The sequence below is a fragment of the Flavonifractor sp. genome, from assembly GCF_019422385.1.
In the GTDB taxonomy this organism is placed as follows: Bacteria; Bacillota; Clostridia; order Oscillospirales; family Oscillospiraceae; genus Flavonifractor; species Flavonifractor avistercoris.
In genome coordinates this window covers 1-12,189 of record NZ_JAHZDL010000074.1, presented here as the reverse complement: position 1 = coordinate 12,189, position 12,189 = coordinate 1, and the positions used below count along the sequence as shown (strand labels likewise).

Annotated in this window: 11 protein-coding genes and 2 pseudogenes; 7 read left to right on the top strand and 6 right to left on the bottom strand. The window is 66.3% G+C overall.

From position 1 onward, the window contains the following. Positions 1–468, bottom strand: a 468-nt coding sequence (locus tag QZ378_RS09940; RefSeq protein ID WP_291258152.1) for a recombinase family protein, incomplete at its 3' end; no start/stop codon positions are given. A gap of 243 nt (positions 469–711) precedes the next feature. Here QZ378_RS09940 and QZ378_RS09935 point away from each other — a divergent pair. From QZ378_RS09935 to QZ378_RS09925, 3 genes are read left to right on the top strand one after another with little or no spacing between them, the layout of a single operon-like run. After that, positions 712–1,080: a BlaI/MecI/CopY family transcriptional regulator gene (locus tag QZ378_RS09935; RefSeq protein WP_291258151.1), complete on the top strand. Its 369-nt coding sequence runs from the start codon at positions 712–714 to the stop codon at positions 1,078–1,080. Then, positions 1,073–4,006, top strand: a complete 2,934-nt coding sequence (locus QZ378_RS09930; protein ID WP_291258150.1) for a M56 family metallopeptidase — start codon at positions 1,073–1,075, stop codon at positions 4,004–4,006. The genes QZ378_RS09935 and QZ378_RS09930 overlap by 8 nt, the downstream gene beginning before the upstream one ends. Positions 4,007–4,063: 57 nt before the next feature. Then, entirely contained in the window at positions 4,064–5,395 is a 1,332-nt protein-coding gene (locus QZ378_RS09925; protein ID WP_291258149.1) for a hypothetical protein, read from the top strand. 47 nt (positions 5,396–5,442) lie between these two features. On the opposite strand, the gene QZ378_RS09920 is transcribed toward QZ378_RS09925, so the two are convergent. Continuing rightward, the gene (locus tag QZ378_RS09920; protein ID WP_291258148.1) at positions 5,443–5,691 is read right to left on the bottom strand and encodes a TIGR03905 family TSCPD domain-containing protein; all 249 of its coding nucleotides are present in this window, start codon (positions 5,689–5,691) and stop codon (positions 5,443–5,445) included. A 104-nt stretch (positions 5,692–5,795) separates the two neighbouring features. On the opposite strand from QZ378_RS09920, the gene QZ378_RS13005 reads away from it, so the two are divergent. Next, positions 5,796–6,386 carry a TetR-like C-terminal domain-containing protein gene (locus QZ378_RS13005; protein WP_366935195.1) on the top strand — a complete coding sequence of 197 codons (591 nt, stop codon included), beginning with the start codon at positions 5,796–5,798 and terminating at the stop codon, positions 6,384–6,386. A 228-nt stretch (positions 6,387–6,614) separates the two neighbouring features. Here the strand turns inward: QZ378_RS13005 and QZ378_RS13000 are convergent. Then, positions 6,615–7,985, bottom strand: a pseudogene (locus tag QZ378_RS13000) (ferrous iron transporter B); the annotation flags it as partial. Beyond that, positions 7,976–8,218 carry a FeoA family protein gene (locus tag QZ378_RS09905; protein ID WP_087238519.1) on the bottom strand — a complete coding sequence of 81 codons (243 nt, stop codon included), beginning with the start codon at positions 8,216–8,218 and terminating at the stop codon, positions 7,976–7,978. The pseudogene QZ378_RS13000 and the gene QZ378_RS09905, both read right to left, overlap by 10 nt. 102 nt (positions 8,219–8,320) lie before the next feature. On the opposite strand from QZ378_RS09905, the gene QZ378_RS09900 reads away from it, so the two are divergent. Further along, entirely contained in the window at positions 8,321–9,073 is a 753-nt protein-coding gene (locus QZ378_RS09900; protein ID WP_291258147.1) for an NlpC/P60 family protein, read from the top strand. Positions 9,074–9,078: 5 nt separating this feature from the next. On the opposite strand, the gene spoIVB is transcribed toward QZ378_RS09900, so the two are convergent. Beyond that, a complete protein-coding gene (gene spoIVB, locus QZ378_RS09895) occupies positions 9,079–10,116 on the bottom strand; it encodes a SpoIVB peptidase (protein WP_291258146.1) in 1,038 nt (345 codons plus the stop codon). A 292-nt stretch (positions 10,117–10,408) separates the two neighbouring features. On the opposite strand from spoIVB, the gene QZ378_RS09890 reads away from it, so the two are divergent. Next, a complete protein-coding gene (locus tag QZ378_RS09890) occupies positions 10,409–10,903 on the top strand; it encodes a DUF6512 family protein (protein ID WP_291258145.1) in 495 nt (164 codons plus the stop codon). 185 nt (positions 10,904–11,088) lie between these two features. After that, on the top strand, positions 11,089–11,535 hold the full coding sequence (locus tag QZ378_RS09885) for an Hsp20/alpha crystallin family protein (protein WP_087238957.1): 447 nt from the start codon (positions 11,089–11,091) through the stop codon (positions 11,533–11,535). Between the two features lie 139 nt (positions 11,536–11,674). On the opposite strand, the pseudogene tnpA reads toward QZ378_RS09885, so the two are convergent. Next, positions 11,675–12,149: pseudogene (gene tnpA, locus QZ378_RS09880) on the bottom strand (IS200/IS605 family transposase). Positions 12,150–12,189: the final 40 nt, after the last annotated feature.

Sequence of the window (12,189 nt, the reverse complement as noted above, 5' to 3'; positions counted from 1 at the left end):
GCCCCCCAGCCACCGCCCCGTCCGGGCCAGCAGGCGCATGTTGTCCCGTACCCGCTGGGCGATGGTCTCCCGCTCCAGTTGGGCGAACACGCTGGCGATGTACATCATGGCCTTGCCCATGGGGGTGGATGTGTCGAACTTCTCCCGGATACAGAGAAAGCCCACCCCCCAGCCCTCCAGCCGCCGGATCAGATCGGCGAAGTCCCCCACGCTGCGGCTCACCCGGTCCAGGCGGTAGCACACCAGGGCCTCCGGCCGCTCCCGACGGATGTCCTCCAGCATCCGGCGGAACTGGGGCCGCTGGAGATCCTTGCCGGAGAAGCCCTCGTCCTCATAGACGGCGATCTCCTCCGGCCCCACGTCCGGATACTGGGCCGCCAGACAGCGGCGGCACAGCTCCACCTGGTTTTCCACCGACTCCCCCCGGTCGGTGAGCACCGATTTGCGGCTGTAGATGGCAAAGCGCACGGTTTCCACCCCCCGGTTTCCATGTGTACGCGGCGAGGGATGGGAAGTTGCGGGAGTTGTGGGCGCGCCGAGTCGTCGCGCCCCACAGGCCGGGCCGCCGCGCCCTACGCGTGTAGGGGCGCACAGCGTGCGCCCGCCTCACAGGCACAGGCGGAAAAATCCCTCTTGACAGGAGAGGTTTGTTCGGATAAACTAGTTTTACAGAAAGGTTTCTTTGAACAAACCAACCAGGAGGGCGAGCCTATGGAGGAGTACAAGCTGTTCGACGCAGAGTACCGGCTGATGGATCTGGTGTGGAGCCTGGAGCCGGTAAACTCCACCGCCCTGGCCAGGCGGTGCGAGGAGGCCTTCGGCTGGAAGAAGTCCACCGCCTTCAACCTCATCCGCAAGCTGGGCGAGCGGGGGTTCCTGCGCAACGACCACGCCACTGTCACCGCCCTGGTGAAGCGGGAGCAGGTGCGCCAGTACGAGAGCGCGGCGGTGCTGGAGCGGGGCTTCGGTGGCTCCCTGCCCGCCTTTGTGGCGGCCTTTTTGAAGGGCAACAAGCTGTCCCGGGAGGAGGCGGAGGAGCTGCGGCGGATGATCGACGAAAGCGGGGCGCGCCATGACTAATCTGTTCCTCATGTTCCTCCAGATGAGCCTGATGGCCGCCGGGGTGACGGTGATCGCCCTGCCCCTGCGGTGGCTGTTCCGGCGGCTCCGGCTGCCCGCCCTGGCCTGCGTGCTCCTGTGGCTGGTGGTGGCCCTGCGCATGGTGCTGCCGGTGGGGATGGTCACCTCCTCCTTCTCCCTGATGGGGTGGCTCACCCCGGCGGTGGAGGAGCGGGTGGACGCCCTGGCCCAGGCGGAGGCAATCCCGATCCGGCCGGAGGCGGCCGCCCCCACCGTGCCCGCGGAAGCAGCCCCGGCAGAGCAGTCCGCCGCCCCCAGCTTCTCCATCCCCGAGACGGCGACCACCCCGGAAACGCAGACCGAGCCGGAAGGGCTGTCGCTCCCGGACATCCTGGCCCGGGTGTGGCTGGCCGGTGTGATCGCGGTGTGGGGCTATACCCTGTTCTCCTGGCTGAGAACCCGTGCCCTGCTGTCCACCGCCGTGCGGAAGGGCTCCATCCGGGAGGGATGGTGGTGGGAGAGCGACCGGATCCCCACCGCCTTCGTGTTCGGCGTGATCCGCCCCAGGGTGTACGTCCCCGCCGGGCTGGAGGGGGAGAACTTGCGGTGGGTGCGCATACACGAGGAGAGCCACATCGAGCTGGGCCACTCCCGGTGTAAGCTCATCTATTTTCTGATCATGGGCGTCCACTGGTTCAACCCGGTTCTCTGGCTGTCCTGGGTTCTGCTGGTGCGGGATCTGGAGCTGGAATGTGACGAGAGAGTGCTGAAATCCTGCGGCAGCCCCAGGGAGTACTCCGCCGCCCTGCTGGCCCTGGCCTCCCCCCGTCGGGGGCCCCTGCTGCCCCCCGGCTTTGGGGAGACAGGGGTGAAGGATCGGATCAAGCGGGCCCTGAAGTGGAAACCCGCCGCCCGGTGGGCCGCGGTGGTGGTGGCGGTGCTGGGGACGCTGCTGGTGTTTACCCTGGCCGCCGACCCCACCTTCCCGGACGTCGGCCTGGACGGCCAGTACCCCACCCTGCGGGTTCATCTGGAAACGGACGACACGGAGGGGGCGGAGGTGGTCAACATGGGCGCGCCGGAGGACGCCGACTGGCCGGAGACGCTGCCCGAGACGGCGTGCACCGCCGCCACCCCCAGCTCCTGGGTGGATCTCTACCTGGACAACGGGCAGTTCCCCGATGGGTGGTCGCTGACTGAGTACCTGGTGGAGGACGGCACGGCGGTGAACCCCCAGGAGGTGGAGCTGTCCCCCTACGGGGCGGAAAACGGCTTTATCCTGCGGGTAGAGCCACGAGAGGACGCCCCCGGCACGGGCATGGAGACCCGGGTGTACGTGCTCTCCTGCACCTGGCGGGCGGGGCTCCGCACCCACGAGCTGGAGTACGCCTTCCGGCTCACCCTGCCCTCGGTGCCCCCCGGCCCCCTGACGGAGCCGGTGGTGGTGGCGGGTGACCAGCGGGTGGAGTTTGACGGGGACGCCTCCGTGACGGCGGCCATGGGAGAGACCCTCACCATCATCCACCCGGACGAGCCGGGAAGCTATATGCTGTACTGCGGCGATCCGGCCGGGCCAAGCGGCAATACGGCGCAGCTCGGGGCCGGGATGTGGAACAGTTCCGGCTGGGATTCACTGACCCTCGGATACCTTGCGGATGGTATGATGCGGGCCGCCGAGCCCGGTGATCCCCCTGCACAGGAACAGCACTATACCCTGTCCTACACCTGGGAGGACGGAAGCCACGAGAACTATTACTTTACGGTTTATGCCTACCAGCCCAAGCCGGAGTGGGACGCGGAGAACCTGCGCATCCGCTACCCCGGCGACACGGAGTGGACGAACCTGGACGCCCTGATCCCCGTGCCCGCCGAGTGGGCCGGGCAGGATCTGGCGGGCCGGAATGAGGCCACGGATCTGGCGGGCCTGCTGTCCGGCACCGGCGGGATGGTGGACGGTCTCAACGGCTGGTTTGTGTTCACCATCGGCCGGGGGGTGGGCAACGCGGACACCTACGTCTACCGCACCCACGACGGGGGCCGCACCTGGACGGAGACGGGGCGGCCCACCCAGGCGTCGGAATCGGAGACAGTACACTGGTTTCCCTCCTGTGCCTGTTTTGTCACCGACGAGATCGGATTCCTCGGCTTCAGCCACTTCAACGACGCACCCGTGTTCCGCACCACCGACGGCGGGGCCACCTGGGCGCGGATCGCCCGCCCCCTGTCCGACGAGAGCTGGGAGCTGAGCAGGATGTACGCCAGCGGCTCCGGCGTGCTGGCGGTGATGACGGGCTACCGGAGCGGCGAGCCGGAGAGCGCCCTGCTGTTCAGTCGGGATTCCGGCCAGACCTGGGAGATCCTGGAGCTGCCTCAGGCCCAGTACAGCGAGCTGGGCGAGCTGACGGTGAGCCCGGAGCAATGGCTCGACGCCCCTGTGCGCCTGCTGGGGGCCCTGTCCGACGGAAGCGCGGCCCTCTACGGCCTGAACCCGGAGGAGGCCGGCCTGGACGGCCTGCTGGTGGAGTGGAACGGCAGCCTGTCCTATTTCTCCAATTTGACCTACAACACCGGCCCGCAGATCATGCTTTCCGGCCTGTCCCTGGACGACTACGACGGGGACGGGGCGGACGAGCTGGCCGCCGCTACCTGCACCGGCACGGGCACCGGCGTGTCGTCCTGGCGGCTGGATCTCTTTGAATGGCAGGACACCGGCGCACAGTGGCAGCCCGCCGGGGCCAGGCTGGCCGACTCCCTGACGGAGGACGAGCTGGCGGCGCAGATCAACGCCGCCGTGGACAGCACCTACGACCCGGAGAACAGGAACTACCTGCTCCAGACCGCCGGAAGCGGCTTGACCGTGGATCTCTCCTCGGAGGACGCCAGTGCGCCCCTGGGCGGCCCGGTGGTGTGCGGCTCCTGGTTCTAGTACGATCTGGGACAGCAGCCGACGGTCACCGCCCTGCTCTATCCCCAGGACATGCCCATGACGGCGGCTGCCCGCTATACCGCCGCCCTGACCTATGACGGCCGGACCGTCACCGTGGACACCGCCGCCGGCGTCCTTGCGGCGGAGGGGGCCGCCAGCCCGGACACCAGCCCTGAGCTGGATCTGGAGCACCTGCGCATCCGCTACCCCGGCGAGACCGCCTGGGTGGAGCTGGACACCCTGATCCCTGTCCCCCGGTCCTGGCGGGAGGAGGACAGCATGGAGTCCCGCCACGAGGCCGGCAGCATGGCGGGCGTCCTCCAGCCGGGGAATACCCTGGTGGCGTTCAGCTCCCCCACCGAGGGGTGGCTGGTGATGGGCATCGGCCGGGGGGCGGGCAGCGCGGACACCTATGTGTACCGCACCGCCGACGGCGGGCACACCTGGCGGGAGACGGGGAACCCCGGCCAGGCGCTGGGGTTGACCCTGCGCTACCCGGTCCGGCTCTATACAGGGCTGACCCCCGGCTTCGCCCTGGTGGCCTTTGAGCGGTTCAACGGCCAGGGGCCGGTGTTCCGCACCACCGACTGGGGCGCCACCTGGGAACGGCTGGACATTCCCCTGCCCGAGGGGCAGTGGGAGTGTACCGAAATCTGGAGTGAAACCAACCTGATCTTCACCGACCTGGACGGGAATGTCTGCGCCACCTACTCCTATACCCTGGGGGACACCTGGCAGGTGTCCCCCTACATCGACGACCCGGAGGCCATCCCCCTGGCGGACCTGCCCTGGCCGTCCCGTGAGCAGTCGGGGTACTTTCAGCCGGACTACTCCATATGGGCGGACGGGCCGGTCAAAATGCTGGGGTTCTCCGACGACCGCACCGCCGCGGTGTTCTGCTTCGACGAGCTGTTGACGAGCCAGAGCGGCCTGCTGCTGTGCGTGGGCGGCCGCCTGGCCTACTTCCCGGAGTTGATCTGCCAGGTCAACGCTTACGGATCGCCGGCCAACCCGGTGTGGGGGGATTTTGACGGGGACGGGGCGGACGAGCTGGCCGTGATCCCCATATCCGGCACGGGCACCGGGGTTTTCATGCAGGATCTGTACGTATTTGAGTGGGACGGACAGTCCGTCACCCTGGGCGGGGCCATCGACGCCTATGAGGTGTGGGACATGGACCTGAGCCTGCCCGCTAACCGGCGGATCGGGAGCCGGGTCGAATTCTGGATGGATGGGAACACGCTCATGGCGGACATTGGTGTGGAGGACAGCGCCGCGCCTCCTACGACAAGCTATGTGGGCGCGCTCACCGGCCCGGTGGCCTACGACGGCCGGGGCCTGACCCTCGACCCGGCGGCGCTGGCCTACACGGAGGACACCAGCTTCTAGCGGGCCCCAGACGCAAAAACACCGGGACGGATTCCGTCCCGGTGTTTTTACTCCCCCTTGTACTGCTTGAGGGCCTGGGCCAGCTGGTCGGGGCAGGAGGTGGGCTTGAAGCCGCACTTGATGCCGTCCAGGCGGCGGATGGCCTCGTCCACGTTCATGCCCTCCACCAGGCGGGAAATGCCCTGGAGGTTGCCGCTGCATCCGCCCAGCACCTGGAAGGAACGGATCACGCCGTCCTCAACCTCAATCTGCATCTGCTGGGAGCACACGCCCCTGGGGCGGTAATTGATGGTCATGTCGGTTTCGCTCCTTTTCTGGTTTCGGGGGATATCATAACATATCTTTTCCAGGATTGCAATTCCTCTGCACGATGTGGTATAATGTTCCCTAGCGGGTTTCTATGGAATCCCCGGAGGAGGTGAGGCGGATGGCCCCCAGCACCAAGCTGGCTCTGGCGAACGCCCTGAAGGCGCAGCTGCAAAAAAAGTTCCTGGACGACATCACGGTCAAGGAGCTGGTGGAGGCCTGCGAAATCAACCGCCAGACCTTCTATTATCACTTTCAGGACATCTACGACCTGCTGCGCTGGCTCCTGGAGCACGAGACGGCGGAGGCCCTGGGCGGGGCGGAGGACTGGCAGGCGGCCCTGCTGGACGCCTTCCGCTACATCCGGGACAACCATATGGTGATCTATCACATCTACCGCTCCGCCGGCCGGGACAACCTGCTGGACTGCCCCTTTTACAGCCTGGCCCGGGCCATTGCCTCCGCCAGCCTGGAGCGGGAGGCCCGGAAGCTCCGCCTGCCGGAGGCGGACGCCGACTTCCTCACCGACTTCTACATGTACGCCATCGCCGGGGTCATGATCGGCTGGTTCGCCGGCGACATGCGGGAGGAGCCGGAGGAGCTGGTGGGGCGGCTGTCCCGCCTGCTGGAGGGGGAGTTCCGCCGCTCGGCGGAGAAATTTGCCCCAGAGGAGACGGCTGTCTGACCGCACAAAGCACCAGGGCCCCCGGCCCGCCGAACGGCGGGCCGGGGGCTTTTTGCACCCTCCGGCGCATATCCTGTGGGGGAAGGAGGCGGTTCCATGGGGAAAAACAGGCCCCGGCGGGTGGTCGTGGAGCCGGCGGCGCCGGAGGATCCGGCGGCCCGGCTGGAGGTGCTGGAGGCTCTGCTGGCGGGGATCAATTTGCCCTTCGGCCGGAGGGGGGAAACGCCCGTTGCAGGGCACAAAGCTGTTGGTGAGAATGGCGATGAGCCGCTCCCGGGGGGAGTCGATGATGCGGCAGCCCACCACCCCGGCGGCGTTGCAGCCGAAGCCCATGGACATGGTCAGCGCCTGCTTGCCGCAGGCCCGGGCCTTCTGGAAGGCGTGATCCAGGACGAAGGCCACCCGGGGGAGGTAGCCCAGATCCTCCAGCAGGGTGAACAGGGGGAAGAAGATGGCCATGGGGGGCAGCATGACGGACACCACCCAGGCCAGCACCCGGTACACCCCGTCCACCAGGGCGCCGAGGAGCCAGGCGGGGGCGTTGAGCCAGGCTAACAGCTCTCCCAGCCGGTCTCCCGCCCAGAACAGGGCGGCGGAGAGAAGCCGGGAGGGCACATTGGCCCCCGCGATGGTGAGCCACAGCACCCCGGCCAGCAGCAGGAGCATCAGCGGCACGGCGGCAATGCGGCTGGTGAGCAGCCGCTCCGCCCGCCCCCGCAGCGCCCCCGCCGGGGCCGTCACCACGCCGACGGCCGCCTCCTCGGCGGCGGACACCAGGGCGGCGGCGCACAGCTCCCCCAGCCCCTCCGGCTCCACCCCCGCCCGGCGCAGCCCGTCCCGGGCCTGTTCCACGGCCCGGGACAGGGGCTCGTCCATGGGCTCCGGCAAAGCTGCGTCCCCCTCCAGCAGGCGCAGGGCCGCCTGCCTGGCGGGGAGCCGTCCCCCCAGCCGCCCCTCCAGCAGGGGCCGCAGGGAGGAGACGGCAAACTCCACCGCCGGCGGATAGCGTACCTCCATGGCCCGGGGCGGCTCCGGGGCGGAGACGGTCTCCTCCACCGCGTCCAGCAGCTCAGACAGGCCCTCCCCCCGCCCTGCCGAGGCACCCACCACGGGCACCCCAAGCCGGGCAGACAGGGCCTCCAGATCCACCCGGATGCCCCGGCGCTCCGCCTCGTCCAGCAGGTTGACGCACACCACCGTCCGGGGCATCAGCCCGATCACCTGGAGGGCCAGAATCAGCCCCCGCTCCAGACAGGTGGCGTCGCACACCACCACGGCCCCGTCCGCCCCGCCGGAGCGGAGGAAGTCCCGGGCCACCTCCTCCTCCGCCGAGCGGGCCAGCAGGGAGTAAGTACCGGGGAGATCCACCAGCACGTAGCCCCTACCGCTGTGCTCGCACCGGCCCTGGGCGGTGGTCACCGTCTTGCCCGGCCAGTTGCCCGTATGCTGCCGCAGGCCGGTGAGGGCGTTGAACACGGTGGACTTGCCCACGTTGGGGTTGCCCGCCAGGGCGATGAGCCGGTCGTCCGGCCGCTCCCGGCGGACGGCCCGGCCGGTGTCCGCCGCCCCGGCGCCGGTGGCGGCTCTGGTCAGTCCCATGCCGGCCCCTCCCCCAAACGGACGCCTCCGGCGTCCTTGCGCCGCAGGGCGATCACCGCCCCCCGGATCAGGTAGGCCGCCGGATCCCCGGCGGGGCTCACCGCCGCGCAGGTCACCCGGGTGCCCGGCACCAGGCCCAGCTCCAGCAGGCGGCGGCGCATGGCGGGCTCGGCCTCAATGTGGCTGACAAGGGCGCTCTCCCCCACACGGAGGGTATTCAATGAGGGATTCATAGGTCTCCGCTCTCCTTACATACATTAGGTTGCGGGGACGGAGCCCCGCAACCTATCCTATTGCCCGCCCGCGCCGTTGGTGCGGCGGAAAGGAGGCCTTCCATGCGTCCATACCGCCGGCGCCGCCCGGGCGGCTCCATCCGCCCCCACCTGTCCATTCTGCTTCTGCTGCTGGGCGTCCTGATCCCGCTGCTGCTCCGGGAGCCGGCCCCACCGGCCCCCGCGCCCCTGCCTCAGGGGGAGGTGCTGGAGTCCGTCCGCGCCGCCCTGCCCGAGGAGCTGGAGCCCCTGCGGCGGGCTTTTGTGGAGTCCGGCGCCGCCCTGGCGGGGCGGGTGGGCTACTTCTGGGGCGGCAAGTCCGACGCGGTGGGGTGGGACGCCCGCTGGGGCGTGCCTGCGGTGGTCACCGCCCCCGGCAGCGACACCACCGGGGAGAGCATCCCCTTCGGCCTGGACTGCTCCGGCTTTGTGTCCTGGTGCGCGGTCAACGCCGCCGGGGACGCCGCCGCCGGGGCGGTGATCGGCAGCGGCGTGCGGGATCAGTGGGCCCGGTGCACCCCCGTGGCGTGGGACGAGGCCCAGCCGGGGGATCTGCTGGTTTTCCCAGATCTCTCCCATGTAGGCATCGCGGCGGGCAGGGGTACAGACGGGAAGCTGATGGTCCTACACTGCTCCCGCAGCCTGGGCGGCGTGGTGTGCTCCCCCGACGCCCGGGCTGTGGGCTTTGCCGGCGCGGGCCGCCCGGCGTTCTTTACAAATACAAGGGCCTCAAGCAAAAGGGCGCGCAGCGGAAAACCGCTGCGCGCCAACAGTTTGCTGAATGGAATCGACAGTCATGCTCCCAGATGCCTCTGAGGCCGCTATAGGTTTTCTCCCATTGCGGTTTCGGCCTGGGACAGCATCGTTTCAGCCAGGATGCCGTAACCCTGGGTCGGATCATTGACCAGTACGTGGGTAACCGCGCCCACCAGCTTGCCGTTCTGGAGGATGGGGCTGCCGCTCATGCCCTGGACAATGCCGCCGGTGGCCTCCAGCAGGCGGGGATCGGTGACCTTGAGCATCAGGTTCCGGGTGTCGCTGTCATTGGCGGGATAGAGGTGGACAATCTCCACCGTGTACTCCTCCACCCGATCCCCCGCAATGTTGGAGAGGATGGTGGCCTCGCCCGTCCGCACCTCGCCGCGGGAGGCCACCGGCACGGGTTCCAGCCCCTGGAGCAGGCTCTCGTCCGTCAGAGTGCCGAAGACACCGCCGGCTGTGTTGGCGGAGAGCTGCCCCAGCTCCCGCTGGGCCTGGAAGGCGCCGTGGAGCTCACCAGGGGCGCCCTTTTCCCCCTTCTGGACGTCGGTGACCTCCGAGTAGAGCAGAGCGCCGGACTGGAGGGGCATGAGCTTGGCGGTGTCCACGTCGCTGATGCCGTGGCCCAGGGCGCCGAAGCAGCCGGTCTCCGGATCACAGAAGGTCAGGGTGCCAATGCCCGCCATGGAGTCCCGGATCCACGCCCCCAGCTTGTACTGGCCATCGCTGCCGCACTGGACGGCCTGGGCGGTGAGCTGGACAGTCTTATCGTCCCGTACGGCCCGGATGCTCATGGGTGCGCCGCCCACGGCCTGGAGGACGCTCTGCACCTCCTCGATGCTGTCCACCTCCTCCTTGTTGATGTGGGTGATGATGTCGCCCTCCCGCAGGCCGCAGTCCCGGGCGGGGGCACTGCTGCCGGTCTCGCCGGCCACCTCGGAAAAGCCAACCACCATCACGCCGTCGGAAAAGAGCTTGATGCCCACCGCCCGGCCCAGGGGCAGGACGGTGCGGGCCTCCGCGGCCCTGGCGGTTACAGCCGGCACCAATGACGCCGCCACCAGTGCCGCCGCCAGAACCGCCCCCAGCCACGGCCGCAATTTGGATTCCTCCTTCAAAGAACCACCCCTTTTGATGCAGAAATCGCGGCGCAGATCGTGCGCCGAGCTTAATATGGTCGGAAATCCGGCCGCCTTCTCTGGGAATGAAACGCTCTTTTGGCTTGGCCGGGATTCCCAGATGCCGCGCCGGCCGCCTTCCCGGTTTTATGCCGGAAGTATCTTCCATACTTCCTTTGATTTGTTATCTGCGTATTGGAAAACATTTGGATCCTGGTATGGGCGTCCATGCCGGTGCATATACTCCAACAGATTGAAACAGGGGGGATTTGCCATGTCCCGTATTTCCAAGGCGGCGCTGCTGGCATTTGCGGTCGCCACGCTGGCGGGCTCCTGCCTGCACTTTGTCTATGCGCTGTTTCCCAACGGGCTCACCGCAGTGCTGGCCCCGGTGAACGAGAGCATCTGGGAGCACCTGAAAATCCTGGTCTGGCCCTGCGTGCTGTGGGCCGTCCCGCTGCTGCGGCGGGAGCCGGACGGTCTGGGGGCCAGGGCGTTTTCCCTGCTGCTCGCCGCCGGGCTCATGCTGGCGGCGGGCTGGCTGTATCACGGCGCGCTGGACGGCCGCGCCCTGCTTTTTGACGTGGTGCTCTACGTGCTGTGCATGGGTGTGTGTTTCCTGCTGCCGGCCTTTCTCCGGGGGAGCTTCTGGCAGGAAAAGGCGCGGCTCTGGTGTGGCCTGGTGCTCGCGCTGATGGTGCTGATGGTGATGTTCACCTGGCTCCCGCCGGATGCCGCCCTGTTCCATGAGCTGCCGAAAACGGATTGAATTACGGCCCATCTGGTCAATTATGACCTTTTTTCGTATGAAATATGTTTTTTCTGTAAACATTAGCGCTCTCCTCTTGACAGTGCTAATCCAGGGTGCTATAACATAGTTGTTCCAAGAGAGAGGAACTCAAAGGGCTCCTCCCGCAGGGCACAAGATAAGTGATAAGAATGGAGGAATGACTTATGTTGCCCAGCATCTTTGGTGAGAATTTGTTTGATGACTTTTTCACGGACGGTTTTATGCCGATTCCGGTGTGGAATGGACGCAGCCCCCTGTACGGCAAGCACGCCAAGAACCTGATGAAGACCGACGTGCGGGAGACCGACACCGGCTATGAGGTGGACATCGATCTGCCCGGCTTCAAGAAGGACGAGATCAGCGTGGAGCTGAAGGACGGCTACCTGACCGTCAGCGCCGCCAAGGGCCTGGATAAGGACGAGAAGGACAAACAGGGCAAGTATATCCGGCAGGAGCGCTACGCCGGCGCCTGTTCCCGCAGCTTCTATGTAGGCGAGGCCGTGCAGCCCGGCGAGGTTCACGCCAAGTACGAGGACGGCATCCTGCGGATTGACGTCCCCAAGAAGGAGACGCAGGCTGTGGAGTCCCCCAGCAGGATTGCCATCGGCTGAGCACGGAGTCAAAACCTCCGGCTAAGCCGGAGGCTTGAGTAGGCCCTATAAGGGCCTGATACGGACGAAGCCCCTTAAGGGGCCCCGAAAGGTTTGCCGACTGCATTTCTTTCTCGGGCTACCCCTTAAGGGGTTCCTTTTATGCCTTCTTGCTCTCGCGACCCGTAAACGGGTCAACAAATTCTTTTAGGCCTATCTGGTCTGCTATTTGATCCGATGCCAGTTGGTTTCGGATATACTCTGCTTTGCTTTTTATTCCGTCCCACTGTATCCACATAATATCCTCTGGCCCAAAAGTGCCGATTTCCATACTTATACTTCAAATTTGCATGCCGATCAAATATCATCAGACTACTTTTCCCTTTCAAATACCCCATAATCTGTGATACGCTGTACTTGGGTGGGATACTTATCAACATATGTATATGGTCTGGGCACGCTCTGGCTTCTATAATCTCTATACCCTTTTGCTGACACAGTTTTCTTAATATTACTCCTATATCTTGTTTTATCTGACTATATATCTCCATCCTTCGATATTTGGGTGCAAATACGATGTGATATTGACACCTCCAGCTTGTATGCTCTAAACTACTTATGTCTTTGTCTTTCACGATGAAGACCTCCCTGTTATCGTAGTTGTGTGGTCGGCAA